Annotated in this window: 16 protein-coding genes; 12 read left to right on the top strand and 4 right to left on the bottom strand. The window is 63.8% G+C overall.

Annotated elements, in window-relative coordinates; all coding sequences use genetic code 11:
- Positions 1-2: 2 nt before the first annotated feature.
- The 11 genes from VIQ49_RS27475 to VIQ49_RS27425 all read left to right on the top strand — a co-directional run bounded on the left by VIQ49_RS27475 (position 3) and on the right by VIQ49_RS27425 (position 12,107).
- The gene (locus tag VIQ49_RS27475; RefSeq protein ID WP_331890334.1) at positions 3-1,559 is read left to right on the top strand and encodes an AMP-binding protein; all 1,557 of its coding nucleotides are present in this window, start codon (positions 3-5) and stop codon (positions 1,557-1,559) included.
- Positions 1,556-2,785: a CoA transferase gene (locus VIQ49_RS27470; protein WP_331890108.1), complete on the top strand. Its 1,230-nt coding sequence runs from the start codon at positions 1,556-1,558 to the stop codon at positions 2,783-2,785. Before VIQ49_RS27475 ends, VIQ49_RS27470 begins: the two co-directional genes overlap by 4 nt.
- Complete coding sequence (locus tag VIQ49_RS27465) at positions 2,782-3,201, top strand: Zn-ribbon domain-containing OB-fold protein (protein ID WP_331890106.1); 420 nt, start codon at positions 2,782-2,784, stop codon at positions 3,199-3,201. The genes VIQ49_RS27470 and VIQ49_RS27465 overlap by 4 nt, the downstream gene beginning before the upstream one ends.
- Positions 3,198-4,400 carry a thiolase family protein gene (locus VIQ49_RS27460; protein WP_331890104.1) on the top strand — a complete coding sequence of 401 codons (1,203 nt, stop codon included), beginning with the start codon at positions 3,198-3,200 and terminating at the stop codon, positions 4,398-4,400. Before VIQ49_RS27465 ends, VIQ49_RS27460 begins: the two co-directional genes overlap by 4 nt.
- A 62-nt stretch (positions 4,401-4,462) precedes the next feature.
- Entirely contained in the window at positions 4,463-5,932 is a 1,470-nt protein-coding gene (locus tag VIQ49_RS27455) for an aldehyde dehydrogenase family protein (RefSeq protein ID WP_331890102.1), read from the top strand.
- Complete coding sequence (locus VIQ49_RS27450; RefSeq protein ID WP_331890100.1) at positions 5,929-7,152, top strand: amidohydrolase family protein; 1,224 nt, start codon at positions 5,929-5,931, stop codon at positions 7,150-7,152. Before VIQ49_RS27455 ends, VIQ49_RS27450 begins: the two co-directional genes overlap by 4 nt.
- The gene (locus VIQ49_RS27445) at positions 7,145-7,927 is read left to right on the top strand and encodes an SDR family oxidoreductase (protein WP_331890098.1); all 783 of its coding nucleotides are present in this window, start codon (positions 7,145-7,147) and stop codon (positions 7,925-7,927) included. The genes VIQ49_RS27450 and VIQ49_RS27445 overlap by 8 nt, the downstream gene beginning before the upstream one ends.
- On the top strand, positions 7,924-9,177 hold the full coding sequence (locus VIQ49_RS27440) for a cytochrome P450 (RefSeq protein WP_331890096.1): 1,254 nt from the start codon (positions 7,924-7,926) through the stop codon (positions 9,175-9,177). The genes VIQ49_RS27445 and VIQ49_RS27440 overlap by 4 nt, the downstream gene beginning before the upstream one ends.
- Positions 9,178-9,187: 10 nt before the next feature.
- On the top strand, positions 9,188-9,622 hold the full coding sequence (locus VIQ49_RS27435) for a nitroreductase family deazaflavin-dependent oxidoreductase (protein WP_331890094.1): 435 nt from the start codon (positions 9,188-9,190) through the stop codon (positions 9,620-9,622).
- Positions 9,623-9,642: 20 nt separating this feature from the next.
- On the top strand, positions 9,643-10,284 hold the full coding sequence (locus tag VIQ49_RS27430; RefSeq protein ID WP_331890092.1) for a helix-turn-helix domain-containing protein: 642 nt from the start codon (positions 9,643-9,645) through the stop codon (positions 10,282-10,284).
- A 245-nt stretch (positions 10,285-10,529) separates the two neighbouring features.
- Positions 10,530-12,107: an ABC transporter substrate-binding protein gene (locus VIQ49_RS27425; protein WP_331890090.1), complete on the top strand. Its 1,578-nt coding sequence runs from the start codon at positions 10,530-10,532 to the stop codon at positions 12,105-12,107.
- Positions 12,108-12,227: 120 nt separating this feature from the next.
- On the opposite strand, the gene VIQ49_RS27420 is transcribed toward VIQ49_RS27425, so the two are convergent.
- Positions 12,228-13,496: an amidohydrolase family protein gene (locus tag VIQ49_RS27420; RefSeq protein ID WP_331890088.1), complete on the bottom strand. Its 1,269-nt coding sequence runs from the start codon at positions 13,494-13,496 to the stop codon at positions 12,228-12,230.
- A 75-nt stretch (positions 13,497-13,571) separates the two neighbouring features.
- On the opposite strand from VIQ49_RS27420, the gene VIQ49_RS27415 reads away from it, so the two are divergent.
- The gene (locus VIQ49_RS27415; protein WP_331890086.1) at positions 13,572-14,399 is read left to right on the top strand and encodes a helix-turn-helix transcriptional regulator; all 828 of its coding nucleotides are present in this window, start codon (positions 13,572-13,574) and stop codon (positions 14,397-14,399) included.
- Here VIQ49_RS27415 and VIQ49_RS27410 read toward each other — a convergent pair.
- The 3 genes from VIQ49_RS27410 to VIQ49_RS27400 all read right to left on the bottom strand — a co-directional run.
- Complete coding sequence (locus VIQ49_RS27410; RefSeq protein ID WP_331890084.1) at positions 14,396-15,418, bottom strand: ABC transporter ATP-binding protein; 1,023 nt, start codon at positions 15,416-15,418, stop codon at positions 14,396-14,398. The genes VIQ49_RS27415 and VIQ49_RS27410 overlap by 4 nt on opposite strands.
- Positions 15,419-15,420: 2 nt before the next feature.
- The gene (locus VIQ49_RS27405) at positions 15,421-16,428 is read right to left on the bottom strand and encodes an ABC transporter ATP-binding protein (RefSeq protein ID WP_331890082.1); all 1,008 of its coding nucleotides are present in this window, start codon (positions 16,426-16,428) and stop codon (positions 15,421-15,423) included.
- Positions 16,429-16,458: 30 nt separating this feature from the next.
- The coding region (locus VIQ49_RS27400; protein ID WP_331890080.1) for an ABC transporter substrate-binding protein at positions 16,459-18,082 on the bottom strand (1,624 nt) is incomplete at its 5' end.

The raw sequence follows: 18,082 nt of genomic DNA, 5'->3' as shown, positions 1-18,082 counted from the left end.
AGATCGCCGCACTGCGGCCGATGTCGGCCGAGCTGAGAAGTCACTACGAGGCCATGGGCTGGTGGACCGACGAATCTCTTGGGGAACTCCTGTCCCGTGGGCTCGCCGAGCGGCCGGACCTCGGATTCCATGTGCATTCGAAGGTTCGGCCGTACGCCGGACAGTTCTCGGACGTCGAGTCCGTCGCGCGGCGCCTCGCCGCCGGCCTGCGGGCGCGTGGTGTCGGTCAGGGTGACGTGATCGCATTTCAGCTGCCGAACTGGATGGAAGCGGCCGCCACCTTCTGGGCGTCGTCGCTCCTGGGCGCAGTGGTGGTGCCGATCGTGCACTTCTACGGCCCGAAGGAGGTGGGTTTCATCCTGGCCAGTGCCGAGCCGAAGGTGTTCATCGCCGCGGCACAGTTCGGCCGGATGACCTACGACCCGGCCGTGAGTGCCGACGTGCCCATCGTCGGGATCGTTGATGTGGACTTCGACGATCTGCTCGATCCAGAGCCCCTGTCGGGTGTCCTCGACGCCGATCCGCGGACGGGGGCCCTGATCGCGTATACCTCGGGAACCACCAGTGATCCGAAGGGTGTGATCCACACCCACCAGACACTCGCTTTCGAGACCCGCCAACTGCTTTCGAACTATCAGGCCGACCGGGGGCGTCAACTCACCGCTCTGCCGGTCGGTCACTTCATCGGTATGCTCGGCGCGTTTCTCGTCCCGCTGCTCGACGGCACGCCGGTTGACTTGTCCGATGCCTGGGATCCGAAGCAGGTACTCGACCTGATGGACTCTGACAGTGTCGGCTTCGGCGGTGGCCCACCCTACTTTGTCACCAGCCTGCTCGATCACCCCGACTTCACCTGCGACCATCTGCGTCATATGAAGCACATCGGCCTTGGCGGATCGACGGTGCCGGCGGCGGTGACAAACCGCCTGGCGGAGGTGGGCATCGTCGTCACCCGGTCCTACGGGAGTACCGAACACCCGTCGATCACCGGGTCGAGCACCACTGCTCCGGAGGGCAAGCGGCTGCTGACCGACGGCAATGCGCGTCTGGGTGTGGAGATCCGGCTCGGTGACGATGGTGAGATCCTCAGTCGTGGACCGGATCTGTGCATGGGTTATACGGACGAGAGCCTCACCGCTCAAGCCTTCGACGAGGAAGGGTGGTATCACACCGGTGACATCGGATTCATCGACGGGGATGGCTATCTGTCCATCACGGACCGCAAGTCCGACATCATCATCCGCGGCGGCGAGAACGTCAGCGCAGCGGCGGTGGAAGAAGTCCTGCTGACGTTGCCCGCGGTCGCCGAAGCAGTGGTGGTGGCCGCGCCTGACCCGCGATTCGGGGAGCACGCGGCCGGAGTTCTGCGGATCAGGGACGGTCACACGATGCCGGCTCTCCAAGAGGTGTGGGATCACTTCGCGAAAAGTGGTGTGGCAAGGCAGAAGTGGCCGGAGGAGCTCCACGAGGTGCAGGACTTTCCGCGGACAGCGTCCGGGAAGATCCAGAAACATCATGTGCGCAGGCTCGTCAACGTCGAGACGGTGGGCGTCCGATGACCGCCGGCGAGACCACCGGACACGGTGCATTCGACGGGGTCCGGGTTGTCGAACTCGCCCAATGGGTGTTTGTCCCCGTCGCCGGTGCATTGCTGGCCGACGGTGGTGCCGAGGTCATCCGGGTGGAGCGTCTGGACGGCGACCCCTACCGCGGACTTGCCACCCAGGGCATCGGGAGCGAACGCGGCGGGGTGAATCTGTCGATGGCGCTGGCCAATCGAGGTAAACGATCGATCGCGCTCGACCTGCACCGGGAGGAGGGTCTGAAAGTCCTCCATGAGCTCCTGGCTACGGCGGATGTCTTTCTCACCAGCCTTCGGCCGGGCGCTCTGGCGCGCCTCGGGCTCGATGCGGACACCCTCCGCAGCCGCTATCCGACCTTGATCTATGCCCGTGGACACGGTTTCGGTGTCCGCGGTCCGGATGCGGACCAGCCCGGATACGACAGCTCGGCCTTCTGGGCAAGGGGTGGTGTCGGGCACACACTCACCCCCACCGAGCGCGACTATCCCATCAGTCAGCGTGGTGCGATGGGCGACCGGAACGGCGCCATGGCACTGGCATTCGGCATCGCATCCGCTGTTGTGGAGCGAGACCGGACAGGCGCCGGCACCGTGGTCGACGTCTCGTTGCTCGCGACCGCCATGTGGATGCTCTCGTCAGATCTGCTCGCCGCCCTCAACGGCGGTGACGTACAAGCGGTGACCGGCCGTGGGCCGCAGGTGAATCCGTTGACCGGTACGTACCGCACCAAGGACATGCGCCATATCCAGCTGATGTTCCTTCAGGGCGACCGCTACTGGCCGGACTTCGCGCGGCTCATCGGGCGGGACGACCTGATCGACGACCCCCGGTTTGTGGACATGGCGGCCCGGCGCACCAACAGTGCCGCCTGCATCACGGAACTGGATGATGTGTTCTCTGTGCACACACTGGAGGAATGGAAGGCCATCCTGGCGGATCTGGACGCCCCGTGGGCACCCGTGCAATCAGTGCACGACGTCATCGATGACCCACAGGTGATCGCCAACAACTATGTCGGCGAGGTGAAACTCGATGACGGACAGGTCTACCGGTTGCCTGCGGTGCCCATCCAGTTCGATGAGCAACCCCCACCGCTCCGGCGGGCCCCCGAACACGGTGAACACACCGAGGCGGTACTCCTCGAGCTCGGTTACGACTGGCCTGCCATCGGGGGGCTCAGTGGCGCCGGTGTCATCCCGTGAATGCTGTTCGGCCGCTTCCGGTTCCGGATGATTCTTCGGCCGGCTTCTGGGCGGCAGCGGCGGAGCGCAGGCTCGTCCTGGCGCGCTGCCGGGCCTGCCGGATGTTCGCCTTGCCGCCGGACAGCGTCTGTCCACATTGCGGGTCGAGTGAACCCCGATTCGAGTTCGTCGATGTCAGTGGTGCCGGAGTTGTCCGTTCGTGGACCGTAGTCCGGCAATCGTTCCTGGCAGGCTTTGCCGATCTGCTCCCGATGGTGCTGGTCGACGTGGAACTGGCCGAACAGACCGAACTGCGGATGATCGGCCGTCTGCTCGACGATACGACGGAGGGTCTCCGCATCGGTGCGCCGGTGACGGCTGTATTCGAAGACGTGGCGCCCGGCATCGCGGTCCCGGCGTTCGAGCTGGCGAAATGAGTGAAGAAGCTTTGGCGCGCAACAAGATCGCGATAGCAGGTTACGCGCACAGCACGATCGTCCGGCATGCCGACCGGCCCCTGGGTGCGCTGGCTGTCGACACCGCGCGGGCCGCCATCGCCGATGCTGGTCTGCGAGTCGAGCAGGTCGACGGCTACGTCAGTTCGAGTCTGCTCCCCAGTTCGGGAGGGCGGGGGCCCGAGGACGGGGTCAACATCGTGTCGTCGGCATGGCTGGCCCAGCGGCTCGGCGCCGAACCGCGCTACGTCGCAGGTTTCGACGGGATCGGTCAGCTGACGGGGTCGATGGCCATCGCGGTCAATGCACTCATCAGCGGGGCTGCGGACCACGTGCTCGTCCACCGGGCGCTACACAATCCGGCCGGTGTCTATCACGGGAACTCGATGCAGGAGATCCGCGGACCGCAGCAGTGGACCGCACCGCAGGGATTCTTCGGTCCACTGGCGATGATCGCGTTGCCGTACAACGAATATCTCCAGCGATACGGCGCCAGTTCGGATTCGATGGCGGCAGTGGTGACCGAGGCACGCAAGAACGGCGCCAGGATCCCGTGGTCGCACTGGCGCGGAAAGCCGCTGAGTACAGCTGACTACCTCTCGGCGCCACAGCTTTTCGATCCGGTGCGACGTTTCGACTGCGATATTCCCGTCGACGGGGTGGCGGCATTTGTGCTCACCACTGCCGATCGCGCCGCGGATCTGCCCAACCGGCCGGTGTACATCAGCGGTTATGCCGGTGCCGCTCCCACCCGCCGGCGTCTGCCGCTGCACTGGCCCCTCGACGACATCCTCGACGGGGGTGCCGCGCTGGTCGAGCGTTTGCGGCGCGCGGTCGGCATCGGTGCAGACGAGATCGATCTGCCGCAGGTCTACGACGGATTCTCGCCCTTTGTGTGGTTCTGGCTCGAGGTGCTCGGTGTGTGCCCGCCGGGGGAGGCCCATCGATTTGTCGATTCCGGCGGCATCAACAGCGACAGTCCCACCGCGATACCGGCATTGTCCGGCGGTGGCGCATTGGGAAACGGTCGGATGCACGGTATTCCGCAGATGCTGGAGTGCTACCTGCAACTCGCCGGCAGGGCGGGTGACCGGCAGCGCGAAGGTCTCACAACCGCACTCGCGTGCCATTCCTCACCGCACTTCGGCGGGGCAGTTGCCTATTCGAATCATCAATACTGAGAATTGTGCTCTCAGTTTAGCGAGAACTATGTTCTACTTGGAACAGCAGTTAAGGAGTCGCATTGAGTATCATTGCTGAACGAAGGACATATATCGCCGGCCGCTGGGTCTCAGGCGATCAGACATTCGCAGTGGAGAACCCGGCGACGGAGAGTCACGTCGCGGACGTCACCATCACCCCGATCGACCAGGTGGAGCGGGCGATCACCGAGGCGCGGCGCAGTTTCGACGAAGGTGTGTGGGCGCACCGCACACCCGAGGCGCGGGCCGAGGTGTTGCACTCGTTCCTCGACCACATCGAGGCGAATCGAGGTGACCTCGTGGACACGATCGTCGCCGAAGCCGGTCAGCCCACCCGATTCGCGGACGAAACCCAGTGCCGGGCGGGGTTGTCACTGGGCCGCCAGACCATCGACCTCTATCTCTCGATGTCGCATGAAGAGGCGAGTCCGGTTCCGGTGGACGATCTTGTCCGTGGCCGGGTCGCTCTCAGCGTCCGGCGGCACGAACCGGTGGGGGTGGTGGCTGCCATCACGCCGTACAACGCCGCAATCATCATGGGCCTGCAGAAGCTGATTCCCGCACTGATGGCGGGCAATTCGGTGATCGTGCGTCCGAGTCCGTTGACGCCGATCTCCTCACTCGTCTTCGGGATGGCCGCCGAGGCGGCGGAGTTGCCCGCAGGGGTGTTGAGTGTTGTGGTCGAGGAGGGAACGGCCGGGGCCCAGCTGATGACAAGTCATCCGGCGGTGGACATGGTCTCGTTCACCGGTTCGACCGTGGCCGGCCGCAACATCATCGCGCAGGCGGCCCCGACGGTGAAGCGTCTGTCACTCGAACTCGGCGGCAAATCAGCTCAGATCTACTTGCCCGACGCGATACCCCGGGTGGCGATGGGGGCGATGGCCGTGGTCGCCCGGACCGCGGGTCAGGCCTGCGTGGCCGCGACGCGGATGCTGGTGCCTTCGGAGAACAAGGACGAGGTCGTCGATATGGTCTGCGCCGCATATGAATCCATAGCAGTCGGAGATCCGACGGACCCGCGCATGTTGATGGGGCCGGTGATCAGTGCGCCGCAGCGGGACAAGTGTGAACGGTTTGTGGCCCTGGCCGAGGAGCACGGGGCAAAGGTCCGGTCGGGTGGACGCCGTCCCGCCGGACTGGACGCCGGCTACTACTTCGAACCGACCGTCCTCGATCTTCCGAGCAACGCCAATCCGGCTGCGCAGGAGGAGATCTTCGGTCCGGTGATCGGGATCCTCGGCTACCGCGACCTCGACGAGGCGGTGCAGATCGCCAACGACAGCGTCTACGGGTTGTCGGCGCAGGTATACGGCGGCGACACCGCGGCGGCCGTCGGCATCGCGCGACGACTACGTGCCGGTGCGGTGAACGTGAACACCACCGTCTTCAGTGCCTACGCACCCAGTGGTGGCTACAAGCAGAGCGGTCTGGGCCGAGAACGCGGCCCCGACGGGATCAGAGAGTTTCAGGAAGTCAAACACATGTCGATCGGAGAACTGACCAGATGAGCACAACAAACGGATCGAATGGCAACTACAACCTGGATTGGCTTGTCTCGGTGGATGATCACATCCTCGAACCTCCCAACCTGTGGCTCGACCGGGTTCCGAAGAAGGACCAGGACCGGGCGCCGCGCTTGGTGAAGGACGACAACGGCACCGATGTCTGGCTGTACGACGGCAAGCGGATGCCGAGCAGTGGCCTGAGCGCGGTCGCGGGCAAGACGAAGGAAGAGTTCAGTCCAGAACCCCTGAACTACGACGAGATGCGTCCGGGCTGCTACGATCCGCTCGCCCGTGTCGAGGACATGAACCGCGCCGGAATCCTTGCCTCACTGTCGTTCCCGACCGTCACCCGGTTCTGTGGCCAGCTCTTCTACGAGGCGAGTGACCGCGACTTCGGATTCACCTGTCTGCAGGCTTACAACGACTGGCACCTCGAGGAGTGGGCCGGCGCGGCCCCGGGCCGGTTCATCCCGCTGATCCTCATCCCGCTGTGGGATCCGAAGCTGGCCGCCAAGGAGATGGAGCGCTGCGCCGCCAAGGGCGCCACCACATTTGCCTTCTCCGAGAACCCGGAGCCGCTGGGCCTGCCGACCATTCATGACAAGGACGGCTACTGGGACCCGGTGATGGCCGCCGCCAACGATCTGCAGATGGTTGTCTCGATGCACGTCGGATCGTCGTCGACCGTGCCGCAGATCTCCAAGGATGCGCCGTTCATGGCGAACCTGGCCTGGGGTGCCACCCGGACCTCCGGTGCCATGCTCACCTGGCTCTTCAGCAACTACCTGCAGCGTTACCCGAACCTCAAGATCTCGTTGTCCGAGGGTGAGATCGGCTGGATGCCATACTTCCTCGAACGTGCGGAGCAGGTGCTGGACAAACAGCGCTACTGGGTGCAGCGCGGGGCCAAGTGGGGCAACCACGCCGGGACCGACGTCGACCTCGACAAGCTCGACATCCGGGAAACGTTCCGCAACCACATCTTCGGCTGCTTCATCGATGACGTCCACGGTCTGGCGAGCATCGACGAAATCGGTGAAGACAACATCATGTGTGAGACCGACTACCCGCACTCCGACTCGACCTGGCCTGACTGCATCACGGTGGTGAAGAACAGGATTTCGCACTTCTCGCCGGAACTGCAGTTCAAACTGCTCCGCGGCAATGCACAGAACCTGTACCGGTTCACCCCGGCCGAGCCGCCGGTGCTGACCAATGCCTGAGTTCGGCGGTAAATCCGCGATCGTCACCGGCGCCGGTTCGGGTGTCGGGCGGGCCACCGCACTTCGCTTCGCCGCCGAAGGCGCGCGGGTGGTGTGCGCCGACATCAGTCTCGAGCACGCCAAGGACGCGGTGCGGGCGATCGAGTCCACCGGTGGCACCGCGGTGGCCGCCAGTGTCGACGTCTCTGTCGAAGCAGAGGTGGAGGCGATCATCGATGTGGCCGTGGAACATTATGGCCGCCTCGACATCGTGGTCAACAACGTCGGCATCCCGACGCCCCGGCTCGGGGCGCTGCTCGAGGACCACACCCTCGAAGACTTCAACCGGCTCGTGTCGGTCAATCTCGGCGGCGTGTTCTTCGGGTGCAAGCATGCGGTACTGCGGTTCAAGGAGCAGGGTGGTGGTGGGGTCATCGTGAACACCGGTTCCGTGGCCGGCCTGGTCGCCTGCGGCGGATCTGTGTACGGCGCCACCAAGGCCGGGGTTCTGGCGCTGACGCGCTCGGTGGCGATCGAGGGTGCGCCGCACGGGATCCGGGCCAACGCGATCTGCCCGTCGGCGATGCCGCTGACCGGCTTCATGGCCGCCGGTGGCATGGACCCGGCGCTCACGGCACAACCGGAGATGGCCGAACGCTTCGGCGCGCAGCATCCACTGGGGCGTTTCATCACAGCGGAGGACTGCGCAGAGGCGACCGTGTACCTGGCGTCGGACCGTGCCGGGAACATCACCGGCGTGTCACTGCCCATCGACGGAGGATTGGTGGCCCGATGACCACTGCCATCCCAGACCGGGAGCAATTGCGTGAACTCTTCGATCTGCGCAGCTCTTATAACGCGCTGACCGGCGGGCTGTACGACGGCGATCCCTACCCCGCCTGGCACCGCCTGCGTGAAACAGGTCCGGTTCATGCCGGCACCGTGCATGAGCTGACCGGGATTTCGGAGAACCTGTACTTCCAGGGGCTGCCGTTCCCGGATCGCCCACATTTTTCTGCGTTCAGCTACGAATCATGTTTCGAAGCCTTCAGGGATCCGCATGTGTTCGCCTCGTCGCCCGAGCCGGTCGACCCGCACGCCGGAGGCTTCGGGACGAGCACCAGCTTGATCGTGATGGGCGGCGCCCAGCACAAGCGCTATCGGGGCCTGGTTCAGCCGTCATTCCTTCCGAACAACGTGCGGTGGTGGATCGAGAACTGGATCGAAGAATGTGTCAAGGATCTGATCCACGGGTTCATCGATCAGGGGCATGCCGAACTGAATGTCGACTTCTGCGCGGCGATACCGGTGCTGACGATAACGGGCAGCTTCGGAGTTCCGGTGGAGCAGGCCCTGGAGATCCGGGCATGCCTCAGTTCCGATCAGCAGCGCGTGGTGGACATCCTCGAACCCATCGTTGCGGCGCGGCGAGAGAATCCGACCGATGATCTGATCAGCGTGCTGGTTCAAGCCGAACTCGCCGACGAAAACGGTGTCACCCAGCGCCTTTCCGACAACGAGATCTACTCGTTCTCGTTGCTCCTGCTGACCGCCGGATCGGGTACGACATGGAAGCAGATGGGACTGACGCTGACCGCGTTGCTGGAGCGGCCCGACGTTCTCGAGCAGGTACGAGACGATCGGAAGCTGCTACGTGCGGCGATCGACGAGACGCTGCGGTGGACGCCGACCGATCCGATGTTCTCTCGTTTTGTCACAGAGGACGTCGAGTTCTTCGGCGTCGACCTCCCGAAAGGTGCTGTCTTGCATCTGTGTGTCGGGTCGGCAAACCGGGATCCGGAACGCTGGGATGACCCGGACGTCTTCGACATCACCCGGCAGGCACGCCCCACACTTGCATTCGGGCAGGGATCACATATGTGCCTGGGGATGCATGTGGCCCGGGCGGAAATGACGGTGGGTATCAACGCGCTACTCGATCGACTCCCGAACCTGAGGCTCGACGGTGATGCCGAGCAACCGAGGTACATCGGGATGTACGAGCGCGGCGCGACGGCGATACCAGTCCTGTTCGACCCCAAGTGAGGTGGTAGTGATGAGCGAATCCCAGTACGCTGCGCCGGATCTGAGCCTCCGGGGCGCTGAGCATGTCAAAAGGTACCGAGAGACCGGAGGCGAAACCGGCTACCTGTGGAATGGTGTCCCGACCCTGCTGCTGACCGTCACCGGCAGGCAATCGGGACGCGAGCTGACCTCGGCGCTCATCTTCGCCCGCGACGGTGACGACCTACTGGTGGTCGCCTCGAAGGGCGGGGCGCCGGAGGATCCCCAGTGGTACCGGAATCTGCAGGCCGATCCGAGGGTTCGCGTGCAGGTCAAGGAGGCGACGATGACGGCGGTTGCACGCACCGCGACCGAGGCGGAGAAGCCCCGGTTGTGGAAGATCTTGACGGATGTGTGGCCCAACTACGACGTCTACCAGTCCCGTACCGACCGGAGTATTCCGGTCGTGGTGCTGACGCCCGACTAGCGAGCACTAGTATCGCGCATATGTCATGGGCTGAGGAGCGCGCCGTCGAACGATCCGCTGCGGTTCAACGTTCGCGGACGCGAATCGCGGAACAGGTGCGCCTGATGCTCGATGCCGCGGGTCGGCTCATCGAGGCCAAGGGCGACGCTTTCACCACACAGGAGCTGGTCAAGGAAGCCGGCGTGGCTCTCCAGACCTTCTACCGCTACTTCTCCAGCAAAGACGAGCTGCTTCTGGCAGTGATCAGCGATGCCATGACGGAGGCGTGTGCGCGGTGGGAACGGGGCGCACAGGGGATTCCCGACCCGCTCGATCGGGTGCGTTACTTCATCACGTCCATACTCGGTGGAGCCGGACGGGAGCCGCGCCGCGACGCGCTGGCGCAGTTCATGGTCACCACGCACTGGAGACTGCACCGGGTCTTCCCGGACGAGTTGGCCGCGGCGGAGAAGCCACTGGTCGACCTGCTGTGCCGGGAGATCCAAACGGCTGTCGACACCGGGCAGCTCACCTCGACCACACCAGAGGTCGACGCATGGTTTGTGGCCGAACTGGTGCGGTCCGTTTATCACCACTACGCGTTTGCGTCAGATCCCGGGGGCGATGTGCAGGAACAACTATGGTTGTTCTGCCTTCGGGCACTCGGCGGAGTCCGGGCCTGACGGTTTCGGGCGTACGCCGGACCGCGGAGCCGATTTCTCAGATATCTCGATTTCGGCCCCTCATGCCTGCGAACGAACTATGTTCTAGCTAAACCAAGAATATAGTTCTACCAAAACTGGATCGTCATTCCAGGTCGGTAGCCCAATTGCTGGACCTGCCATGACTCCTGTGCCGCAACGTTATTCGGCGCAGCACCCCGAGTATGTACTCCCACAGACTCTTGTACTCACCTGAGAGGTCGACGATGTTTCGACAAAAGCACTCCCTCGCCGCGGCGATCGCCGCGCTGAGTTCGGTTCTCCTCCTCCTGCTGCTGACTGCGTGCGGTTCTGCTTCGAACTCGGCCGGGACGTCCACGGATTTCGGTGATCCGGTGGCCGGCGGCCAAGGGCAGTTCATCCAGTTGAGTGAGCCGAGGACTCTGGACCCGGCCGGCTTGGGCAATGTGTGGGCCACCCAGCCGACGCTGGGCAACGCCCTGTACGGCACGTTGATGATAAACACGCCGGGCACTCTCGACATCGAATACAAGATGGCAGAAGACTTCTCGTCCACCGACAATGGAAGTACCTTCACACTCAAACTTCGTCCCGGACTGCAGTTCTCGGACGGCACGCCACTTGATGCCGAGGCGGTGAGGTACAACTGGGATCGTCTGCGTGATCCGACGTTGGGCTCGGGTGCAAGCAAGTTCGCGCCGCAGATCTCCTCCCTCGAGGTGATCGATCCGACCACGTTGCAGGTCACGATGGTGGCCCCGAACCTGCACTTCGACCAGGCCGTCATCACGTCGGCCCTGAACTGGATCGCCTCGCCCGCCGCGCTGGAGAAGGGGCGTGCCTCCTTCGATGCCGCACCGGTCGGAGCCGGCCCATTCACCCTGGTCAGCTGGAGCCGGCAGGACGAGATCCGTTTGCAGAAGAACCCGACCTACTGGGATGCGCCGAAACCTTACCTGGACACGTTGATCATCAAATCCGTCCCGGACGGCGCCCAGCGGTTCAATGCGGTTACCACCGGTGCCACGAACTTCTCCTCCGAGTCCGACTCGGAGAACCTGGAGAAGGCTGCGGCGGCCGGCTCCCAAACCGATCTCGTGGAGACCGGCGGTGGGCAGTACATGGCGATGAACGTCCGTCGTGCACCATTCGACGACGTGCGGGCGCGTCAGGCGGTATCCCTCGCGCTGGACACCGAAGCACTCAACATGATCGTCTACAACGGTGCCGGCGACGTTCCCACCACTCTCTTCACCGAGTCCTCGCCCTTCTATGTCGACGTGCCACTGAGGGAGACGAACCAGCAAGAAGCACAAGCACTTTTCAACGAACTGGCCGCCGAGGGCAAGCCGGTCTCCTTCGACTTCACCGCCTACTCGACCACAGAGAACAGGCAGGCGGCCGAAGGTGTGCAGGCTCAGCTGAGCGCGTATGACAACGTTGAAGTCAACATCAAGCAGGTCGATTCGTCGGAGATCCAGAAGGTTGTCGGCAGCCGTGATTTCCAGATGGTGATCTCGTCGGCCAATGTGCTCGACCCTGACACCGAACTCTGGACGTCCTTCCATTCCCAGTCCAAGGGCAACATGACGGGGATCAGTGATCCCCAGCTCGACGCGGCCCTCGACGCCGGACGAGTCGAGTCCGACGTCGCCGCGCGCACCGAGGCTTACAAGGTGGTCCAGGAGCGGCTTGCCGAGGTGGTACCGGGCGTTTTCTACATCCGGTCGACCCCGGGCGCGATGTTCGGTAAGAACATCGCCGGAGTGCAGATGTACGGGCTCGGATCGCCGCTGCCAGAAGAGATCTGGCTGGCGAACTGAGTTCGCCGCCTGCTGGTCGAGCTCCGCTCCGCTGCGTCTGCGGTGGGATGGTCGAGCTCCGCTCCGCTGCGTCTGCGATGGGATGTCGGTCACCTGACCGACATCCCATCGCCCGGGTTGTCAGGCCCGAGCCGACAGCTTGTTCTTCTCGTTGTAGAGCGCTGCCCAGTCCTTGCGGGAGCGGATCGACACATCGACGTCGGTGGCAGTTGCGCGCAGCGCCCCGACCGTGGCGTCCTCACGGGCGATGTTGCGCAACGGATTCCAGTCGAAGAAGCGGCAGGAGTTCTCCCAAGTGATCTTGTTGATGTCGGAATCACTCGCCCCGGCGGCGTCGAGTTCACCGAGAACGCGCTCGGCGGCGTCGGGCCAGAAGCAGTCCGAATGGGGGTAGTCGCATTCCCAGGCGATGTTGTCGATGCCGATCTCGTGCCGGAGCTTGAGGGCGGTCGGATCGGTGACATAACACGCCAGGGAATGCTCCTTGAAGACCTCACTCGGCAGCTTGCCGCCGAAATCCCTTCGGAGCCAACGCTGATTTGTGTAGTGCCGGTCGCAGCGGTCCAGATAGAACGGGATCCAGCCGATACCGCCCTCGGAGAAGGCGAACTTGAGGTCGGGATACAAACGCATCGCCGGGCCCCAGAGCAGATCCTGTGCGGCGATCGCCGAAACCTGTGTGGCCAGCACGATCAGATTGTCGATCGGTGCATCGTCCGCCATCGAGATCGCGCCGAAGCCGGATCCGATGTGAAGACACATGACCACGTTGTGATCCGACAGGGTCTGGAACACCGGTCCCCAGTAGGTGATGTCGTGGTAACTCGGGAGGCCTTCGAGGTGCGGGATCTCCGGCATGGTGACAGCCCGGCAACCCTTGGCGGCGACGCGCCGGATCTCGGCGCACATCGCCTCCGGACTCCAGGTCGGGAGCAGTGCCAGCGGCAGGAACCGGTCCGGATAGGCGCCACACCATTCGTCGATGTGCCAGTCGTTGTAGGCCTGGACCATCACGATGGTCACCTCGGCCTGATGCTGGTTCAGGTGACGCGCGGAGAACCCGGTGAAGGTGGGAAAGCACATCGACCCGATGATCCCGTTGCGGCTCATGTCCCGGACCCGCTCGTGGACGTCATAGACACCCGGGCGCATCTCGGCGAACCGGGCGGGATCGCGGCCCCATTCCTCGGCCGGCCATGAGACCACCGCGTTGAGGCCGCTGACGCCGGTGGGCTTTCCCTGGTAGACCCACTGGTCGACGCCCTGCTCGGTGACGATGACCTTGGGCGCCTGGTCGGCGTACTTTGCCGGGACGTGCCGGGCGAACATATCTGGTGGTTCCACGACGTGGTCGTCGATGCTGACGAGGATCATGTCATCGATGTTCATCGATCACTCCTTGAGAATTGCAGGGAAATCGCGGGCTGAAAACCGCTGTCTCTTAGAGTTGTACCCTTGGAAATCATGTCCATTCCCACACATTCGGCCATACCTGATGCAGGATCGGCCAAAGTCAAGTTTCTGCGTCGAAGCCCGGTGGTGACGGCGGGAAGCTACCTCTATGAGGGCGGTGGGCTGGTCACCGGCTGGCACAGCCACGATCTGCACCAGATCGAATACGCGGTGGGTGGGGTGGTGGAAGTCGAGACAGCCGACACCCATTACCTCCTGCCACCCCAGCAGGCGGTGTGGATACCGGCAGGTCTACGACACCAGGCGACGATGAGTCCCAGGGTTCGTTCGATTGCGGTGATGTTCGACCCGCAGATCATGGAGTTCACCGGCGACCGCGCGGCCATCCTCGACGTGTCACCGCTGATCCGGGAGATGATCGTCTATGCGCAGCGGTGGCCGATCGGCCGGCTCCACACCGATGCCGCTGCAGATCGATTCCTGGCAACACTGGGCGATCTCGTGGTCGAGGCGATCAACGGCGGCGAGGCAACCCTGAGCTTGCCGACGTCCGCCGATCCGGTGGTCGCCGCGGCCATGGCCTACACCAAAGAGCACTTGCAGGCGGTGAACGTCGAAGACGTCAGCCGGGCGGTCAGTGTGTCTGAACGTACGCTGCGCAGACTGTTTGTCCAGTCCACCGGATCGTCCTGGCGGACATATCTCTCGCATGCCCGCATGCTGCGCGCCATGGCGCTTCTGGCCTCGCCCGAACAGACGGTGCAAGAGACCTCCCGGGCAGTCGGCTTCGACAACGTCAGCTCGTTCAGCCGGGCATTCGCGGAGTTCTGCGGTCACACCCCATCGGCGTACCGGCAGCGCAGCGCCGAAGAACTCTAGAGCTGTTTGCTCAGGACCGGAGTACTGGTCTTACGGATCGATTCGATCGGGAAGTGGCAGGCGGCAAATTGGCCCGGTCTGACCTCGCGCATCTCCGGTTCCTCTGTGACGCAACGATCCTGGACGTTGGGGCAGCGGGTTCTGAATCTGCATCCGGTGGGGGGCGACAGAGGGGAGGGGACATCACCTTCGAGGGCCGGGCCGGCAAATCCCTTCTCGGGGTCGGTCAGTGGCACCGAGTCGAGGAGAGCCCGGGTGTACGGATGTGCGGGATCCTCGTAGATCTCCACGGAGTCGCCGAACTCGCACACCTTGCCGAGATACATGACCATCACATTGTCGCTGACCGTACGGACGACACCGAGATCATGGGCGATGAAGACCACGGTCAGGTTGAACTCGGCCTTGAGGTCTTCGATCAGGTTGAGGATCTGTGCCTGGACCGACACGTCGAGTGCCGACACGGGTTCGTCGCAGATGAGCAGCCGCGGGTTCAGCGCCAGCGCCCTCGCGATCGCCACCCTCTGGGCCTGACCACCCGACAGCGCCTTGGGCAATACATCGGAGTACCGGTCGGGCGGCAGGCCCACGGAGTCGAGGACCTCGGACGACTTCTTGGCCCGGTCGGCCTTGGGGGCGCCGGCGACCGTCATACCCTCCACAACGATCTCTTTCACGGCGCGGCGTGGATTGAGGGAGCTGATGGGATCCTGGAAGATCATCTGCATGTCGCGCCGCAATTGCCGCATGTGCTTTTCGTCGATCTGCTCGATCCAGTCCGTACCGAACCTGATCCGTCCTGCTGTGACGCGGTCCAGACGTAGCACGGCGCGACCGGTAGTCGACTTGCCACAGCCGGATTCGCCGACGATGCCGAGTGTTTCACCGGGCAGGACGTCGAAGCTGATCTTCGACACCGCCTGAACGGTGCCCGCTTTGGTCGGGTATTCGACAACGAGGTCCTGCACGCTGAGCAGGGCCTCGTCGCCGCGTAGATGGGCGCTTCCGCTGCCGGCCATGATTACCTTCCGGAGGGGGTCAGGGTCTTGATGGGCTGAGGTACAACTGGGTGCAGGCACGCGACATCGTGGTCGGTGCCGACGGCCGCCAGGACGGGGCCAGGGCTGCGGCAATCGTCCTGGACATGTGTGCACCGCGGCGCGAAACGGCAACCGGCCGGGGGTGCGGTCGGGTCGGGCAGGGACCCGGCGATGACTCGCAGTGGAGCATGGCGGGCATGGTCGATCGTGGGAGTGGCACCGAGCAGGGCATGGGTGTACCGGTGCTGCGGGGCTTCGAAAACCTCACGAGTGGAGCCGACTTCGGCGAGACGTCCGGAGTACATCACCGACACCCGATCGGTGCGGCCGGCCACGACCGCGAGGTCGTGGCTGATCAGCATCATCGCCATATCTCGTTCTCGCTGGACTCTGCGCAACAGATCGAGGATCTGCCGCTGGATCGTCACGTCGAGCGCGGTTGTCGGCTCATCGGCGATCAACAGGTCCGGTTCACACGCGAGGGCGATCGCGATCATCACCCGCTGGCGCATGCCACCGGACATCTCATGCGGATAGTTCTTCAACCGGCGCTCCGGATCTGGCACCCCCACCTCCTGCAGGAGGCGGAGGGCCCGATCATCGGCTTCCGAACGGCTGACCCCGAGGTGCTTGCGCATCCCCTCGGTCAGTTGACGTTCCACCCGCACAACCGGATTGAGGGAGCGACCGGGATCCTGGAACACCATCGCGATCTGGTTTCCCCAGATTTCGAGCTTGTCCTTCTTGCTCAATGCAAGGAGATCCCGGCCACCGAATGTCACCGCGCCCGATCGTGCGGAGCGGGGTGGCATCAGGCCCATGATGGCTCGCGCCATCACAGACTTGCCCGAGCCGGATTCACCGACGATCCCGAGAGCCTGCCCCTTGTCGAGAGTCAGCGAGACATCGTCGACTGCGCGGACGGTGCCGCGGGCGGTGCCGATGTATGCACGCAGGTTCTGTACTTCGAGCAGTGGCCCAGCGTTCATGGTGATCCGGCCCTTTCTGTTGCTGGTCGGTCAGTTCATCCAGATGTTCTCGGGCAACGGCGACCCGAGGGTGTAAAGGTCTACACCGCTGACGTTCTGGGCGTAGACGACCGCGGGAACCGCCCGTATGTACCAGACGCCCGGGACTATCTCTGCGAGGCGTTCCTGGACGGTGTTGTACGAGTCCTTGCGAGCTTCCATGTCCTGTTCAATGCGCCCGGCGTCGAGTGCTGCGTCGAGCTCAGGATCATTGGTCCCCACGAAGTTTCCCGGAGACTTGGAGTGAAATGCGGTCCACAACGGGAAGTCGGGGTCCTGGATCACGGCCGACGAGATGATCATGTCGAAGTCACGTGCGCCGGCCCGAGCGGTTGCTGCGCCGTAGTCGACGACCTCGATGTTGACATCGACATTGTCGTACGCCCGCAGCTGCGTCTGCAGACCTTCGGCGAGCGTGCGGCTCTCGGTGGTCGGGTACGACAGGAACGTGAAGGACACGGGCTTGCCCTCGGCGGCGAGCTCGTTGAAGAGCTTTTGTGCCTCTTCCTTGTTCGGCTGCTGGAACGGCACATCGGTGAAGAACGGTGACTGTTCGTCGAACAGGGTCTCCGGGATGTTGCCCTCGCCGTTGTAGACGATGGTGTTCAGTCCTTGGAGGTCGACGGCCATGGCGACGGCCTGGCGTGCGCGCTGGTCGTTGAACGGTGCACGACGCTCGTTCATGCCCATGTACTGGCCACCGCCGGTGGGGACCACCTCGGTCTTGAGTCCGGTCGCCTGTGCCTTGTTGACGCTGGCCTGATTGGTCTCCGAGGACAGGTCGGCCGCACCGGTGGTCATGGCGTTCATCCGGGTGTTGCTGTCGGGGACCGTCTGGACGGTGATCTTGTCGAGGTACGGCTTGGGTGCGTCGTAGTACCCGGGGTTCTTCTCCATGTCGATCGACGCCTGACGCGTCCAGTTGGTCAACTTGAACGGACCTGCGCCAACCGGGTTCTGATCAAACGATTCCCGGCCCTTCTCCAAGGCTGCGGGCGAAGCGATCCAGTTGAGTGCGCCGGCGACAAGCGATTCCGCGAAGTGCGGGTTGGGAGCGACCAGGGTCACCGTGAGGTTCGTCGGATCGATCACCTCGGTGCTCGCGACCTGGATGGCCTGGCGGATCGACGTCGAACCGAGTGCGGGGTCCTTCAGACGATCCCAGTTGAACTTGACCGCAGCGGCATCCAGCGGGGTGCCGTCGGTGAAGGTCAGTCCGGGCCGCAGCGCGAGATTGAAGGTCTGACCGTTGTCGGCGGTGGAGAAATCGGTCGCCATCTTGTATTCGATGGTGAAGTTCTCGATGTTGTTGATCATCAGGGTGCCGTAGAGGCCATTGCCCACGACCGGCTGGTGTGCCCAGGTGTTCGACAGGGCGGCGGGGTCGAGTGACCGCGGCTCACCGGTCTGGATGACCCGGAGCGTGCCACCGGCGACGGGGTCGCCTTCGTCTTCCGCGGATGTTCCGGTGTTTGTCGTCCCGCCACCGCATGCGGTGAGGAATACAAGTAGGGCAGCGGAGAAGATGATGGCCAGAAATTGCGGTATTCGTCTGTGGCGGAACATGGTCGACCTCTCGAAGTGTGTCTCGGGGTGAAGCTGTGGGGGCACGATT

It is taken from the genome of Williamsia sp. (assembly GCF_036566845.1).
Lineage (GTDB): Bacteria > Actinomycetota > Actinomycetes > Mycobacteriales > Mycobacteriaceae > Williamsia.
The sequence above is the reverse complement of the archived record's forward strand: the minus strand, read 5'-3'. Positions and strand labels throughout refer to the sequence as shown.